The 15,827-nt window shown below is 66.6% G+C and carries 14 protein-coding genes; 11 read left to right on the forward strand and 3 right to left on the reverse strand.

All coding sequences use genetic code 11. The features are described from left to right. Positions 1–95: 95 nt before the first annotated feature. Complete coding sequence (locus tag EF834_RS02905) at positions 96–638, reverse strand: hypothetical protein (protein WP_127945590.1); 543 nt, start codon at positions 636–638, stop codon at positions 96–98. Between the two features lie 112 nt (positions 639–750). Here EF834_RS02905 and EF834_RS02910 point away from each other — a divergent pair, with 112 nt between their 5' ends. The 8 genes from EF834_RS02910 (at position 751) to EF834_RS02945 (ending at position 9,113) form a co-directional block, all read left to right on the forward strand. Further along, entirely contained in the window at positions 751–1,041 is a 291-nt protein-coding gene (locus EF834_RS02910) for a helix-turn-helix transcriptional regulator (protein WP_127945592.1), read from the forward strand. Then, positions 1,034–1,582, forward strand: a complete 549-nt coding sequence (locus tag EF834_RS02915) for a hypothetical protein (RefSeq protein ID WP_127945594.1) — start codon at positions 1,034–1,036, stop codon at positions 1,580–1,582. The genes EF834_RS02910 and EF834_RS02915 overlap by 8 nt, the downstream gene beginning before the upstream one ends. Beyond that, complete coding sequence (locus tag EF834_RS02920; RefSeq protein WP_127945596.1) at positions 1,579–2,478, forward strand: ABC transporter ATP-binding protein; 900 nt, start codon at positions 1,579–1,581, stop codon at positions 2,476–2,478. Before EF834_RS02915 ends, EF834_RS02920 begins: the two co-directional genes overlap by 4 nt. Then, positions 2,475–3,677: an ABC transporter permease gene (locus EF834_RS02925; RefSeq protein WP_127945598.1), complete on the forward strand. Its 1,203-nt coding sequence runs from the start codon at positions 2,475–2,477 to the stop codon at positions 3,675–3,677. Before EF834_RS02920 ends, EF834_RS02925 begins: the two co-directional genes overlap by 4 nt. 192 nt (positions 3,678–3,869) lie before the next feature. Next, positions 3,870–4,322 (forward strand): YiiD C-terminal domain-containing protein, encoded by a 453-nt coding sequence (locus EF834_RS02930; protein ID WP_127945600.1) that lies wholly within the window; start codon positions 3,870–3,872, stop codon positions 4,320–4,322. Positions 4,323–4,459: 137 nt separating this feature from the next. Further along, positions 4,460–5,977, forward strand: coding sequence for an acetyl-coenzyme A carboxylase carboxyl transferase subunits beta/alpha (locus EF834_RS02935; RefSeq protein ID WP_127945602.1), 1,518 nt, complete (start codon positions 4,460–4,462; stop codon positions 5,975–5,977). A 138-nt stretch (positions 5,978–6,115) separates the two neighbouring features. Continuing rightward, positions 6,116–8,041, forward strand: a complete 1,926-nt coding sequence (locus EF834_RS02940; protein WP_127945604.1) for a propionyl-CoA synthetase — start codon at positions 6,116–6,118, stop codon at positions 8,039–8,041. A gap of 238 nt (positions 8,042–8,279) precedes the next feature. Next, positions 8,280–9,113 carry a hypothetical protein gene (locus tag EF834_RS02945; RefSeq protein ID WP_127945606.1) on the forward strand — a complete coding sequence of 278 codons (834 nt, stop codon included), beginning with the start codon at positions 8,280–8,282 and terminating at the stop codon, positions 9,111–9,113. A 67-nt stretch (positions 9,114–9,180) separates the two neighbouring features. Here EF834_RS02945 and EF834_RS02950 read toward each other — a convergent pair whose 3' ends face one another. Both EF834_RS02950 and EF834_RS02955 read right to left on the reverse strand, forming a co-directional pair. Continuing rightward, positions 9,181–10,512 (reverse strand): cryptochrome/photolyase family protein, encoded by a 1,332-nt coding sequence (locus EF834_RS02950; RefSeq protein ID WP_127945609.1) that lies wholly within the window; start codon positions 10,510–10,512, stop codon positions 9,181–9,183. A gap of 12 nt (positions 10,513–10,524) precedes the next feature. After that, positions 10,525–11,187 (reverse strand): FCD domain-containing protein, encoded by a 663-nt coding sequence (locus tag EF834_RS02955; protein WP_127945611.1) that lies wholly within the window; start codon positions 11,185–11,187, stop codon positions 10,525–10,527. A gap of 397 nt (positions 11,188–11,584) precedes the next feature. Here EF834_RS02955 and EF834_RS02960 point away from each other — a divergent pair, with 397 nt between their 5' ends. The 3 genes from EF834_RS02960 to EF834_RS02970 all read left to right on the forward strand — a co-directional run bounded on the left by EF834_RS02960 (position 11,585) and on the right by EF834_RS02970 (position 15,818). Beyond that, positions 11,585–12,055 (forward strand): MarR family winged helix-turn-helix transcriptional regulator, encoded by a 471-nt coding sequence (locus EF834_RS02960; protein ID WP_235870967.1) that lies wholly within the window; start codon positions 11,585–11,587, stop codon positions 12,053–12,055. A gap of 141 nt (positions 12,056–12,196) precedes the next feature. Continuing rightward, a complete protein-coding gene (locus EF834_RS02965) occupies positions 12,197–14,587 on the forward strand; it encodes a lysylphosphatidylglycerol synthase transmembrane domain-containing protein (RefSeq protein ID WP_127945614.1) in 2,391 nt (796 codons plus the stop codon). A gap of 151 nt (positions 14,588–14,738) precedes the next feature. Continuing rightward, entirely contained in the window at positions 14,739–15,818 is a 1,080-nt protein-coding gene (locus EF834_RS02970; protein ID WP_127945616.1) for an alpha/beta hydrolase, read from the forward strand. Positions 15,819–15,827: the final 9 nt, after the last annotated feature.

The raw sequence follows: 15,827 nt of genomic DNA on the forward strand, positions 1-15,827 counted from the left end.
GGGCGTGCGGGCGCTGCCCGGCAAGGGTGTCCGGGATACCCCGGATGGGGAACGCGCGTCGACGACGCCGTCGCAACGCGGTGAAGTGCGGAAACTCAGCAGAAGGCCGGCGGACCGCGGCGCGCGATCGATCCCGAGCACGGATCCGACACCACCGGGCGCACATCCGCGAGGACACGCGGCGATGCCGGCTCGATCAGTACCGGTACCGAGGTGACGATCCGCGGCAGGATCCGGCGAAGCGCGGCGCAAGCGCGCGGACCGATGCGCTCGGCTGCCGCGATGAGTGCCGCGCACGCGAGGACCGCCGTGGAGTGCGCCAGAAGCATCGGCCCGGTCAAGTGAGATCCGGCGTGCATCCCGCCGTGGGCGTCTCCCAGAGACAACGTCAGGTGCGATACCGCCTGCCCGGCACCCAGCACGGGAACGAGCCAGCTCCTCCGAACGGCGAGGGTCGGCACCGCGGTCACGGCCGCGGCAAGTACCGCGGCGATGCCGGCGAGCAGTAGGAGCGTTCCGGCCTGCGGCATTGCGCCGCCCGCCAGTCCGTGGGCACCGATCGCAAGGGCGTTCGCGGACCCGGCCACGGAGAGGCCACGCACTTGGCGGGCGAGCTCTCCACCTGGGCCGTTCCGCATGGCCAGAGGTTACTACAGACCGTCGTACAGGATCGTGTACAGGACGTGTTTCGGAACACCCGTCCGTTTATTCGATTTGACACGTTGTTGGGTTTTTGCAACATTTGGTTGCATGAGTCCGGCGCGACGTGGGGCGAATCTCCCCATCTTCAATCGCATCGCGGTGCTGCGGGCGGAACGCAGGATGAGCCGCGTGCAGCTCGCCGAGCTGATCGAGGTGAATCCGCAGACCGTCGGGGCACTCGAGCGGGGCGACCACTACCCCAGCCTCGACCTCGCGCTAAGGATCTGCGCGGTATTCGAGCTTCCGGTGGAGGCTGTGTTCTCGCGCACCGAGTTCGGCCCCCTCAGCACCGAGCTCTACCGACCCGTCCGATCACAAGGAGTCGACAAGGATGGCTGACATCGGCCTGCTCGAGCGGTATCAGGACTTCCGCAGGAGGCGCTTCCTTCGCCGCGCCGAGCGCTACCGGCACTGGCTCCCCCGGTGGCGGACCCAGAAAAGGCGGCGCGTCCTCGTCGTCACCAACGCGGCGATGCTGGCGGGCCTGGCGGCGGTTGGGGTGGTGTCCCTGACGAACATCCTCGTCTTACCCCTGCTGTGGGTGCCGGCGAGCCTGGTCTTCCTGGCGATCTGGGCGGTCCTGCAGATCGTCTCGGGTCGGCAGGGCGATGCGCCGCGCGACGCCCTCGACGAATGGGAGATCCAGCAGCGCGACAGTGCCCGATCGATCGGACTCACGGTCACCCAGTTGCTGACTTTCCTCCCCGCGACATTCCTCCTCTACGCGGGGGGAGACCTCGACATCGACCGCCCCAACCTCGCCTTTTCCGCCGGAGTGTTGGTCATGACCGCACTCGTCGTCGGCGCCTGCGTGCCCACGATGATCCTGGCCTGGACCCGACCCGACCCCGACCCCGACGACTACCAGGAGCCTGCATGACCGGCCATACCCTCACCTTCGACGGCATCTCCAAACGCTACGGTGACGTCGTCGCGCTCGAGAACCTGAGCTTCGACGTCCGCCCCGGCGAGATCTTCGGATTCGTCGGCAGCAACGGCGCCGGGAAGACCACCACGATGCGGATCGCGCTCGGAGTCCTCGCGGCCGACAGCGGCGCGGTCCGACTCGGCGGCCGAACCGTCGACCTCGAGGTGCGGCGCTCGATCGGCTACATGCCCGAGGAGCGGGGCCTCTACCCGAAGATGCGGGTGGGACGGCAGCTCACGTACCTAGCCGAACTGCACGGGCTTTCGCGCCGTGAGGCAGCCGAGTCGGCGCACCGGTGGACCGAGCGCCTAGGCATCGCCGAGCGCATGAACGACACTGTCGACGCGCTGAGCCTAGGCAACCAGCAACGCGTCCAGCTCGCGGCCGCCCTGGTCCACGACCCGTCAGTCCTCATTCTCGACGAGCCGTTCTCCGGACTCGACCCCGTTGCCGTCGACGTCATGAGCGAGGTACTGGTGGAGAAGGCCAACACCGGTGTCCCCGTGATCTTCTCGAGCCATCAACTCGATCTTGTGCAGCAATTGTGCGATCGCGTCGGGATCATCACGAAGGGCCGGATGAACTCGATCGGCACCGTCGACGAGCTCCGCGGCACCGGCGAGGTGCTCCTCGAGGTGCACGCGCCCGAGGCTCCCGACGGGTGGGCCGACCACCTGTTGGGGGTGTCAACCGTCAGTCACTCCGACGGACGCACGGTGCTGTCGCTCGGCGCGGGTGCCGACGACCAGGCCGTGCTGCATGCCGCCCTGAAGACCGGGCCCGTGCGCGAATTCGCGCTACACAAGCCGACCCTGACCGAACTGTTCCGAAAGGTGGTGTCCGCATGAGCGACCGGGCAACCCTCACCTCAGTCCGCGCGATCGCCCTGGTAGCCCGGCGCGAATTCATGACCCAGGTACAGAAGAAGAGCTTCCTGATCAGCAACGCGGTCGTCCTACTGGTGATCATCGGCGGCATCGTCGCCGCCTCGGCTCTCTCCGGCACCGGCGACGAGTCCAGCTCGAAGGTGGGAATCGTCGGCGACCAGTCGCTCAGCGCGGCACTCGTCGCGACCGGGGACGCAGTCGGCAACCCGGTCGAGGTGACGGAGATCGGCGACGAGCACACCGCCCGGAGCCAGGTCGAGCATGGCGACCTCGACGTCGCACTGATTCCCCACGCCGACGGCGCCGTCACCGCGATCACGCAGTCTGAGATCGACGCACCGCTGCGGATCGTGCTCGACGGCGCGGTCGCCGCGCAGGCACAGACCGACGCACTCGCAGCGCAGGGAGTCGATGCCTCACGGTTGGCCCAGGACACCAGCTCCGCAGCCATCACCGTCGATGCCATCGACCCGCCGGACCCCGAACGCGGACAACGCATTGCGCTCTCCATGGCCGTCGTGGTGCTCCTTTACATGCAGATTCTCGCCTTCGGTATGTACGTCGCCATGGGCGTCGTCGAGGAGAAGTCGTCCCGGGTGGTCGAGCTGCTCCTGTCCACGCTGCGACCGCTGCAGTTGTTGTGGGGAAAGGTGATCGGCATCGGTGCCGTGGGATTGGCACAGCTGACCGTCTACGGTGTCGTCGGCGTCAGCGCCGGCACCGCTACCGGGGTCCTCACCCTGGGTAGCACCGCATGGGGCACGCTCGTGGGCACGCTCGGCTGGTTCGTCCTCGGCTTCGCGTTCTTCGCGGTGCTCTACGCCGCAGCCGGTTCGATGGTGTCGCGGCAGGAGGACGTCAACTCCACCGCCATGCCGCTGACCGTCCTGGTCATGGGGATGTTCTTCGCCGCGTTCTTCTCGTCCCAGGAGCCGGAGGGCACCCTGTCGAACGTGCTCAGCTGGGTTCCGCCGTTCTCCGCGATACTCATGCCTCTGCGCATCGCCGCCGGAGTCGCGAGCACAACTCAGGTCGTGACCACGGTGGTCTTGATGCTGGGGGTCACCGTCGCGATGTCAGCTGTTGCCGCCCGCATCTACCAGCGCTCGATCCTGCGGATGGGCAAGACCGTCTCGTGGCGCGAGGCGCTCGCCCGGTAATTCGACGCCGCCGCATCGAAATCCGTTTGCCTCACCCCGGAAGGGCTGTGCCAGCCGGCCGATGTTACCCTCCGGATCGGCGGTGAGACCAACGCCGGCCACACGAGCTTGTGGCCGGCGTTGCCAGTACCCCCACACTGATCCACGCGGGTACGCGCCACTACATAGTGACAATCGGATACAGGAGGACGGGTGGCCGCGACAGACGCAATGAAGACAATGCCGTGGATTGAATGGCTGGACTTGGACACCGCACTCGGTGAGGACGGCTCGGTGCGGTCCATCCTGCGCCGCCCCAAACCCGAGCACATCAACCACAATGGGCACGTCAATGCTCCGGTCATCTACGGTGTGGCCGAAGTTGCGGGAGCCGGCGCGGCGGTAGTGGCTGCCGGCGCGGCCGCAACGAGTGCGTACATTGTCATCCGCAGCGCGACGATCGAGTATCAGCGACCGGCGCAGGAAGGTATCACCGCCAGCGGCAAGGTCGATCCGTCTGTGGCTGCAGACCTCCAGCGAACTCTTCAAGCCGGGGAGGGTCGTGACATCGACGTTGCGGTCTCGTTGACAAACGAAGACGGGACATCTGCTGGGACTTGCACATTCGTGGTCAGCATACGGCCGAACAGGGCCGATCGCGACTGATCGATCACTTCGGTTCCGGGCAATCAGACATGGTGCTCGGCCGAAGAGGCCCTCGCCCGCTGACTAGGCTGGGTCACGGCGACCGTCCCCCCTCGGCCACGGTCGCCGTCGGCAGTCGTCGGACGTAAGGAATCACCATGTCCCGCACCACGATTTCGGCTCGGGAACTGATCGGGCGGGTGTTCGACGTCGACAGCTTCGTCTCGTGGGACACCACACCGGTCGACGTCTCTCCGGACGCGAGGTACCGCCACGAACTCGATGCGGCCGCGTCGAAGTCCGGGATCGACGAATCCGTGATCACGGGCACCGCCACCCTCGGCGGTCGCCGGGTTGCAGTCATCGTGTGCGAGTTCTCGTTCCTCGCCGGATCGATCGGTGTAGCCGCGGCCGAGCGGATCGTCGCGGCGATCGAGCGTGCCACCGCTGAGCGACTGCCACTGCTGGCATCACCGACGTCCGGCGGAACGCGCATGCAAGAAGGCACCGTCGCGTTCGTGCAGATGGTCAAGATCACCGCCGCCATCGCCGCGCACAAGACCGCACACCTGCCGTACCTCGTGTACCTGCGCGATCCCACCACCGGCGGCGTATTCGCGTCGTGGGGATCGCTGGGGCACGTGACGATCGCCGAACCGGGGGCACTCGTCGGCTTCCTCGGACCCCGCGTGTACAAGGCCCTGTACGGTGCGGAGTTTCCCACGGGTGTGCAGACGGCGGAGAACCTCTACCGCAAGGGCGTCATCGACGGTGTCGCGTCCGTCGACCAATTGCGTGAGCTGGTCGATCGAGCACTGCGTGTTTTGAGCGATCCGGCCGACGACAAGGTCCCGGTCCCGGAACACAAGGCAGGGGACATCGAAGCAGGGGACATCCCGGACGTGCCGGCGTGGCAATCGGTGATCGCATCGCGTCGTGCCGACCGTCCAGGAGTCCGCGAGCTGGTGCGGCACGCCGCGTCTACCCGCGTGCCCCTCAGCGGCACCGGGCAGGGCGAGGTCGACTCGACGGTGCTGCTGTCGCTCGCGCGTTTCGGCGGCCAGCCCTGTGTGCTGTTCGGTCAGGACCGGGCGGGCCAGTCTGCGCTCAACACGATGGGCCCAGCCGCGCTGCGGGAAGCCCGACGTGGCATGCGAATGGCCGCTGAACTCCGGGTCCCGCTCGTACTCGTGATCGACACGCTCGGCGCGGCACTGTCGCAGGAGGCGGAGGAACGTGGCCTGGCCCCCGAGATCGCACGGTGCATCTCCGATCTCGTCACCCTTCGTACCCCGACCATCTCGGTGATTCTGGGCCAGGGCACCGGTGGTGGCGCGCTCGCCCTGCTGCCGGCCGATCGTGTCCTGGCCGCTCAGAATGGCTGGCTCGCGCCGCTTCCCCCCGAGGGGGCGAGCGCCATCGTGCACCGGGACACAACCCACGCCCCGCAGATGGCTGCGGCGCAGGGTATCCGGGCGTTGGATCTCCTGCGCGACGGCGTCGTCGACGCCGTCATCCCGGAACTACCGGATGCCGCCCTCGAACCGGTGAAATTCTCGGAGCGCGTCGGTGCGGCGATCGCGCGCGAGATCACCGCACTGCGAGACTTCGCCGATGACGACCGGATGTCCTCCCGTCTCGCGCGCTACCGCACTCTGGGCCTCCCACCGGCCTGAGCGCCCACCCCTTCGGATTTCGCGCGGAACCCGCCCGCCAGGCCAGAAACGGGCGTTCAGGACGATCCACACCAACGGGGCACTAATGAGGCGTGCCTCACATAGGGTGTCGTTCGGAACACGAGAGGACACGAACAGATGAGCCGAACCGAGCCCGCACCGGGCACGAGCGCCGAAGCGTATGCCACCGCCTTCGAGGAGAGCCTCGAGCATCCGAACAAATTCTGGCTCGCGGCCGCCGACGCTATCGAGTGGGACTCCGCGCCGACCGTCGCGCTGGACCGCTCGAACGCTCCGATGTACCGCTGGTTCCCTGATGCCACCCTCAACACGTGCTTCAACGCCCTCGATCGGCACGTGCGCGACGGGCGCGGCGACGAGCCCGCGCTGATCTACGACTCGGCGATGGTGCCCGCGAAGCGGACGTACACGTACTCCGAGTTGCTCGCCGAGGTCGCTCGCTTCGCCGGCGTACTGGCCCACCAGGGCGTCGCGGCCGGCGACCGCGTCGTGATCTACATGCCGATGATCCCCGAGGCCGCGATCGCGATGCTCGCGTGCGCCCGCATCGGCGCCGTTCACTCGGTCGTGTTCGGCGGGTTCGCCGCCAAGGAGTTGGCCACCCGCATCGACGACGCCCAGCCGGTCGTCCTCGTCACCGCGTCCGGCGGTCTCGAGCCCGGACGCACCATCGAGTACTTGCCGATCGTCGACCAGGCGCTCGAGATGTCGGCCTTTCCTCCGCACACCGTCATCGTCAAGAATCGCCGCAGCATCCGCGGCTCCGCCGCCGATCACCACGGCGGCGGCACGATCTGGTCCGACTGGGACGAGCTGGTAGCCGCCGCCACCGACGCCGTCCCGGTCTCGGTCGCGGCGACAGACCCGCTGTACATCCTCTACACCTCCGGCACGACCGGGAAGCCCAAGGGCGTCGTCCGTGACAACGGCGGTCATGCCGTCGCGCTGGCCTGGTCGATGCGCAATGTCTACGACATCGGGCCGGGCCAGGTCATGTGGAGCGCATCGGATGTGGGCTGGGTCGTCGGCCACTCCTACATCGTCTACGCACCACTGCTCGTCGGCGCGACGACCGTGATGTACGAGGGCAAGCCGGTCGGCACGCCCGACGCTGGTGCATTCTGGCGAGTGATAGAGGAGCACAACGTCTCTGCGCTGTTCACCGCGCCGACCGCGATCCGTGCAATCCGCAAGGCCGACCCGGAGGCGGTCGAGGTCGCCAAGTACGACGTCTCGTCGATGGCGACGCTGTTCACCGCGGGTGAGCGCCTGGACCCGGACACGTATTCGTGGGCCACCGAGAGGCTCGGCGTCCCAGTGGTCGACCACTGGTGGCAGACCGAGACAGGCTGGGCGATCTGTGCAAATCTGCGCGGGCTCGATCCGATGCCCATCAAGGCGGGCTCCTCCACCGTCCCCACACCCGGCTACCGCGTGGGTATCGTCGACAGCGAGGGCGTCCCGGTTCCGTCGGGAACCGAGGGCAACATCGTGATCGCCCTGCCACTCCCTCCCGGCACGCTGGCCGGACTCTGGCGCGACGAGGAGCGTTACGTCAAGTCGTACCTGTCGGCGTTCGACGGCTACTACCTCACTGGCGACACCGGCTTCATCGACGATGACGGCTACCTGTTCGTCCTGGGCCGCAGCGACGATGTCATCAACGTTGCCGGACACCGCCTTTCGACCGGCAGCATGGAGGCTGTCGTCGCCTCGCATCCCGCTGTGGCGGAGTGCGCGGTCATCGGGATCCACGACGATCTGAAGGGACAGCGTCCCAGCGGCTACGTCGTACTCAAGGCCGGCGTCGAGATAGAAGAGGAAACTCTGCGCTCGGAACTCATCGCGATGGTTCGCGAGCAGATCGGTGCGGTGGCCACCTTCCGGGATGTGACGGTCGTCCCGGCTCTCCCGAAGACGCGCTCAGGCAAGATCCTGCGCAAGACGATGCGCCAGATCGCCGACAACGTCGAGTACACGGTTCCGTCGACCATCGAGGACCCCTCGGTTCTCGACGCACTCGAGGAACTGCTGCGCGGATAGCAGCGGGTGTCCAGGAAGGCTCCGCACTCGCACGTGTGCGGGGCCTTCCAATTCGGTAGGAAACGGGTCACCCTCACCAATTTGACCAAACGACATATGAGTTCGGTCACCTAAATCAGCAGGTCAGCCTGTAAATTTGACTCTTGACTATCACAGTCCGATCACGGTAGGTTTACGAACAGGATTCACTCGATCCTCGATTCGACGCCCATTGATTCGCCCTGCCCGAGGGGGAGAAGTGTCTGTAGTCACCCCAACCGTCCGCACTACACTGCGCGGTCTCGTCGCGAGCAGCCAGCGGCGTCATTTCCTGCATGATCCTGAGGGGATCGAGCTGTCCAACCAGGCTGCCCTGATGCGCGAGCTCGTGGTCACCATCCAGACCTGCCTGGAACCGGACCTGGCCGCCATCCGAGAGGCCGCCCGCACGGTCCCGTCGGCGGACCCGCGCCGCGTCGACACCCCCGGGATTCACCTGATCGCCTCGATCGCCCAGTACGAGGAGATCCTCGACACACTGCTCGACATGACCAGCCTGATCGAGCGTGGACGCATGAGCACCGCGTGGACTTTGCTCGCCGGCGCGGCGGAACGGCTTCGCATCCTCACCGCCCTCGACTCACCCTCCGGAAACGATGTGGCCAGGCAGTTGGCGGCCGCATCGGTGCGCACCCGCGCCCGGTTCACGGCCGCGGCGGCCGACAACGTCGACCTCGGGCTCTCTCCTGCCGTCGAATCGGCGGGGATCCCCGCACAGGAGCCCGGCCCGCTGACCCTACCGGCGCCGACGCCGGACGTCGTCGACCTCCTCGAGCTCGTCGAACTCGGTACGGCAACCAGCCGCGGCGGCGATCTACTGGCGGCTCTGTCCCTGGACGACTCGCCACCCGAAACCGACTACGATCATCTGGCTACGATCGGCGGCTACCAGTTCCATCTGGTACTCGAAATCATCCGTTCCGCAACCGATTCCCTGTGCGGGATTGCTGGCCCACTCACGACCGACGAGATCTGGTCAGCATGGGCCGACGACATCCACGAAGCCCTCGAGTTCGCCTGGGACTGCATCTAGAACAGACCGAACCTGGGACGAGTCCCGTTGTCGGTAACGTCGTCGACGGGCACGGCGACACGGTCGATCACCCCAGTTCGCGGTATCGCGCCAGAGCCTCGCGCCGCTCCTCGGCGTGATCGACGATCTGGTCGGGATATCCCTCCGGCCGAACACCTTTCAGGGTATGGACAGCCTTTCCGCCGACCCCACGCAGTTCGGGTACCCACCGCCTAACGTAATCGCCTGTGGGATCGAACCTCTCACCCTGGACAGTCGGGTTGAACACGCGGAAGTACGGTGCGGCATCGGTGCCGGACCCGGCCGTCCACTGCCAGCCGTGCTGATTCGACGCGAGGTCGCCATCGACCAACTTCTGCATGAAATACCGTGCTCCGCGCCACCACGGTAGGTGAAGGTCCTTGACGAGGAACGACGCCGCGATCATCCGGACCCGGTTGTGCATCCACCTCTCGGCGGCCAACTGTCGCATGCCGGCGTCGACGATGGGGAATCCGGTGCGGCCCGTGCACCAGGCCTCGAACAGCGCGTCAGCGTCGCGTCCGGCGTCGAAGCGCATGGCGTCGAACTTGTTGTCGTAGTTGCAACGCGCACTGTCCGGGCGCTGGAACAGGATGTCCGCGTAGAAGTCGCGCCACGCGAGCTGACGCCGGTACTGTTCGGCACCACGTCCGCGCCGGTCGCCCAGGTCCGCCAGCATCGTGCGGGGATGGATGTTGCCGAACTTCAGGTACACCGACATGCGACTGGTCGTGTCGAGGTCCGGGCGGTCGCGTTCCCCGTCGTAGCGAACCAGATCGTCGGCGCAGAATTCTCGCCACCGCGCGAGCGCTGCTGTCTCACCGGCCGCGATTCCCGGCTGAGACGGCATCGGAACAGCCGCACGCAGATTCAGACCGCCGACGTCGTCGGGGTCGATCCACTCGAGCATATCGGTGCCGGTCCGGGCGGGGGCGCGCCAGCCATGTTCGAGCCACCGCTCGAACCACGGTGTGAACACCTTGTACGCGGCGCCGTTGTCCTTTCTCACCCGCCCCGGGCTGATCGCGTACGGCGAGCCCGTGGCCACCAACTCCACCTGTTCCGCCACCGCCGCGTCTCGCTTCCGGCCGTACGGCCCGTAGTCGGCGCTGACGTGCACTTCTCGCGCACCAACGATCTTCGCGACCCGCGGGACCACCTCGGCCGGATCGCCACGAACCACCAGGAGACGCCCCGACAACTGGTTGTCCAGAGCGGACAGGCTGCGGTACAGGAAGTCTCGCCGGGGGCTACCCGAGGGCCCGAGCAACCGGTCGTCCAGGACGAACACTGCCAACGCGCGCTCCCCCGCCACGCTCAACGTCGGCAGGTCGGCTAGGCGTAGGTCGCGCCGGAACCATACGAGAGATTCGGTCACGTCGCCTCCCGGTCACGCCTCGACCCCCGCGATCAGCAATGTCGTGGTCAACTCGATATGCCTGCGCAACTCGTCGACCGCGCGGTCGGCGTCACGATCGACAGCGGCCGCAGCGATGCGCGCGTGTTCGGCGTCGACGTCGCGGTCCGCCGACTTGTCGTCGCCGACACCCCAGCAGCGGTACACCTCCGACACATCCCTCAGGTTCTCGGCAATCCGCACCAGACGGGTATTCGGGCACGCCCGAAGAAGAACACTGTGGTAATTGCTGTGCGCCGACAACCACTCCTCGGCTACCCGCCCCTCGGCATCCACGGCCGGCGTCCGCGCAAGCGTGTGACGGGAATCGAGCACCGCCGACTCCCACTCGAGATCGCCGTGCGCAATCGAACGACGCAACACCTCCGTCTCGATGAAGACGCGGGTTTCAGTAAGTTCCAACAGGTCCAGCACAGATACCGGTACCACCCTGAAGCCCATCTGCGCCTCTGACACGGCGAGCCCCTGCTCGACGAGCCGTGGGAGCACCTCGCGCAAGACGCCGGTGCTAACGTCGTAACGCTCCTGCAGCCGACCGAAGGCGAGCTTCTCGCCCGGAGCCAGCGCGCCGCTGAGGATGTCGGCCCGCAAGCGCGCATGAACCCCGTCTGCGCGGGTGCCGCTCGCCTGTGCCATGCCGCAAGTACAGGCCGATCCGAAACGGGAGTCAAGTTTCGGAATTCCGTTGCATCTCCTCATAATTAGCTGAACTACCGATACAACTCCCGGCGACCGCCCCAAGTCACGGGGGGACTACCGACACACCAGCCGATTCCACGTCGGTCCTTGCGAAAGACACTGTTGGCTAACCGCTTTCGAGATACCAAGCCAATCATTGGCACTAATTCGCTATCGCTGGAATGCATTCCGATACCAGAGTCGGACCAATCGATGTCGGTACCCTTTGGCCGCGGGCTCGGGCGAGCGTTGCCACCATTGCAACGGACCTACAACCGGCGGCGAACGAGCTCGCAGCACCTTCCGGCCGATGCGAATCGGTGAACAATGTTCACAATGAACTAGCATCACCGCTATGTCCGTTCTGTCCGGTCATTCCGATCGCTACGAGGCCGAGGACGCGTTGGCACGCGCCTACGTGCTCACCGAGCACCTCTCCACGTCTCTTCAGTCGGGTACCAGGCTGTTCGGACTGACGACGGCGAGAATCCGGGCACTGCTTTGTGTCCTGGAGAACCCCTCGATGACGCAGCGTGATCTCGCAGCCAACCTGCGGTGCAGCAGACGACAAGTGACAGCGCTCGTCGACGCGCTCGAGGAGTCCGGCCACCTGCGCCGCGACCCGCATCCGACGGACCGACGCGCCCATATCGTCGCCCTCACCGAGCGTGGTCGCAGCGACGCGGACCGGATACGCCAGTTGCGGACGGACACCGCTCGACGCCTGTTCGGAGGGGTCCCCCCGCAGGACCTCGACGCCTTCGTCAGGGTCGCCGACAGACTGATCGACGATTACGCGAACTCGATCCCGCGGACTGGAGAGTGACGAGGATGTGCGGAACCGAAGTACTCGACGGGCACAATACTCAGGTGAGCGCAACCGCAGTGGTCGTGGACGAAGGTCCGGATGCGCCCGCTTCACTCGAACGCGGGCTGCACCCGTCCGGCATACGGTTGGTGACGACTCTTGCGAGTTGACGGACGCGAGATACCGGTCACCGGCAGTCTGCTGCAGCCGCTGGTCCGACGGACCAGCGATATCTTGCGCGTCTTCGTCGCCTTGATCCTGCTCGCGGCGGTCATCGCCGGCTCGCTGATCACCCGAAGTGAGTGGGAGGCGCTCGAAACGTCGGTGTCCAACATCGTCGGCATCCTGCCACCGGAGTTGTCGGATACCGTCTATCTGCTGTACGGCGTCGCGATCCTGGCGCTGCCGTTCGCGATCCTGATTCAGCTCATCGTCGGCCGACACTGGAGGCTGCTCGCGGGTTATGCGGCGGCCGGCCTCGTCGCGGGTGTGGCCCTGTCGTTCACCGGGTCAGGTCTCGCGGCCCCGCAATGGCACCTCGACGTCAACGCCCAGCTGAATACCTTCCTCGCCCAGTTTCTCGACGACCCCCGGTGGATCGCGATGCTCGCGGCGGTCCTGACGGTGTCGGGGCCGTGGCTGCCCAAACGCTGGCGCCGCCTGTGGTGGGCCCTTTTGCTGCTCTTCGCTCCCATACACCTGGTCGTCAGTTCGATCGTGCCCGCTCGTTCGATGCTGGGTCTGGCTGTCGGGTATCTCGTCGGCGCGATCATCGTGCTCGCGGTCGGAACCCCAGCCCTCGAGGTTCCACTCGTATCGGCGGCCGAGGCCCTCGAGCGCCTGGGGCACCGGATCACTGCATTTCGGGTGATCGCTCCCGCGGGCAGTGGACCCCTGATCCTCGGCGCGTCCCGCGACGGACAACCCGAGTTGGTCGTGGAGCTGTATGGAAAGAATCAACGCAGCCGCGGGGTGATACGTCAGGTCTCCCGATGGCTCGCTTTCCGCAGTAGCGAGAGCGTGCCGGCCCACGCCTCGCTCGCCCGTGCGGTCGAACACCGCGCGCTCATGGGCATCGCCGTGGCGGATCTGGATCTGGCGGCCTCCAAGCCGATGGCCGTCACGGCCCTCGACCGCGGATGGGAGATGTTCGTCCGGCCCTTCTCGCGGGGCGCCTCCCTGCACGCGCTCGTCTCGGACCAGGCACGTCCGCACGATTCCCTTCTCGAGAAGGTGTGGGGGGCGCTGGTCGACCTGCATGCCCGCCAGATCACACATGGCGATCTGCGGGCGTCGGAGATCCGGATCGACGACGGACGACCCCTGTTCGACGGCTTCACGCATGCGGAGCTCGGCGCGTCCGAGGCGCAGATCCAGTCCGATACCGCTCAACTGCTGCTGACCACCGCGTCGTTGTTCGGCGTCGAACCGGCCGTGAAAGCCGCGCTCGCCGCGCGCGGTCGCGACCGGGTCCTGGCGGCCTCAGGACGCCTCACGAAGTCCGCCATGCCGGCGCGCCTGCGCAAGCCGATCCCCGACTCCTCGGCGCTACTCGGAACGATCCGCGACGAGGTGACCCGCCAGACCGACATCGAGAAGATCACCCCTGAGCAGGTCACGCGCTTCACTCGCAATCAGATCATCCAGTTGGTCCTGCTGATCGGCCTGGTCTACGTGGCCTACCCGTTCATCAGCCAGGTCCCCGCCTTCCTCACCGAACTGAGGACCGCGAACTGGTGGTGGGCACTCGCCGGCCTGATCGTGTCCGCACTGACCTACATAGGAGCCGCGGCCGCGCTGTGGGCTTGTGCCTTCGAGCTGGTGCGGTACCGCTACCTGCTGATCATGCAGATCGCCAACACGTTCGCGGCGACGTCGACCCCGGCCGGTGTCGGCGGCCTGGCGCTCAGTGTGCGGTTCTTGCAGAAAAACGGCCTCGGAGCAGTCCGCGCGACGGCCGCGGTAGCCCTACAGCAATCCGTCCAGGTCATCACCCACGTCTCGCTACTCATCCTCTTCAGCGTCGCGGCCGGACGGGATGCCGATCTTTCCCACTTCGTCCCGAGAGGCACCCTGCTCTACCTCATCGTGGGCATCGCGCTCGGTGCGATCGGCACCTTCATGTTCATCCCCAAGGCGCGGCGCTGGCTGCGCACCGAGGTACGGCCGCAGCTCACCGAGGTGCTGGGATCACTGGCCCAACTGGCGCGGAGCCCGAGTCGGTTTCTGCTGATTGTGCTCGGCAGCGTGGGTACGACGCTCGGCGCTGCATTGGCACTGTGGGCCAGTGTCGAGGCGTTCGGGGGCGGAACCACGTTCGTAACGGTGACGATCGTGACGATGATCGGCGGCACTCTCGCGTCGGCTGCGCCGACCCCGGGCGGAGTGGGGGCGGTGGAGGCCGCCCTCATCGGTGGCCTGACCGCCTTCGGGCTGCCGGTGGAGGTCGCGGTACCGTCTGTCCTGCTGTACCGCGTCCTCACCTGCTGGCTGCCGGTGTTCTGCGGCTGGCCTACGTTGCGTTGGCTGCAGAAAAACGACATGGTGTGACCGCCACGTACCAGACAGTTCCAAAAGAGAACACCAATTTCGGACAACCAGTAGCAAAACCGGACATATAACCGATACCAAAAGTGATATACACATCCGGAGACCGTGGAGCTGACCGCTGCTCCCGGCCGACCATCGAAGGCGAGAAGGAATGCGTGTAACCAAGAAGCCCGGCCGGCTCAAAGCGTTGATCGGCGCCACCACGGCGACGGTCGCCGCGCTGCCCGCCATCTTCGGGGCCGGCATGGCCTCGGCGGAGACGCCGGCGCAAAGCGACGCTGAGCACATCGAGGCCTCCGCGCAGGAGAACGACGGCACCTACCTCGTGTCTGCGACGCCTGGCAGCACGACCAACAAGATGCGGCTGGTCGTCCGGTCCGCGTCGATGGGCCGCGACATCCCGCTCGAGGTCATCCGCCCCGCGGACACCTCGCAGCCGGCACCCACGCTGTACCTCCTCAACGGCGCCGGCGGCGGCGAGGATGCGGCGTCGTGGCAGCGGCAGACCGACATCGTCACCTTCTTCAAGGACAAGCAGGTCAACGTCGTCACGCCGATGCAGGGCGCGTTCACCTACTACACCGACTGGCAGAAGCCCGATGAGGCCTTGCACGGCGTCAACAAGTGGGAGACCTTCCTGACGGAGGAACTGCCGCCGGTCATCGACTCCGCGCTCGGCACCACCGGCGTCAACGCCCTCGCCGGGATCTCGACGTCGGGCACCTCGGTGTTCAACCTCGCGATCACCAAGCCCGGCCTGTACAACGCCGTCGGCGCGTACAGCGGCTGCGCCGGCACTGCCGACCCGGTCGGCCAGACCTACATCCAGATCGTGATCGGTGCCCGCGGCGACGCGGACATCGAGAACATGTGGGGCCCGGTCGACGGCCCGGACTGGATCGCACACGACCCGATCATCAACGCGGAGAAGCTGCGCGGCACCCCGCTGTACGTCTCGACCGCCACCGGCCTGCCTGGCCCGCACGACACGCTCGACAGCAAGGGCATCAACGGCAATATGGTGACCCTGGCGAACCAGGTCATCGTCGGCGGCATCATCGAGGCAGCGACCAACGAGTGCACGCACCGCTTGGCCAACCGTCTCGCCGAGCTGCAGATCCCGGCCAACTTCGACTTCAAGCCGGCCGGCACCCACTCGTGGGGCTACTGGCAGGACGATCTCCACAACTCGTGGCCGATGCTGGCCGAGGCGATGAACACCCCGGTGTAACTCGCACGA

This window comes from Rhodococcus spongiicola, from assembly GCF_004011835.1.
GTDB lineage: Bacteria > Actinomycetota > Actinomycetes > Mycobacteriales > Mycobacteriaceae > Prescottella > Prescottella spongiicola.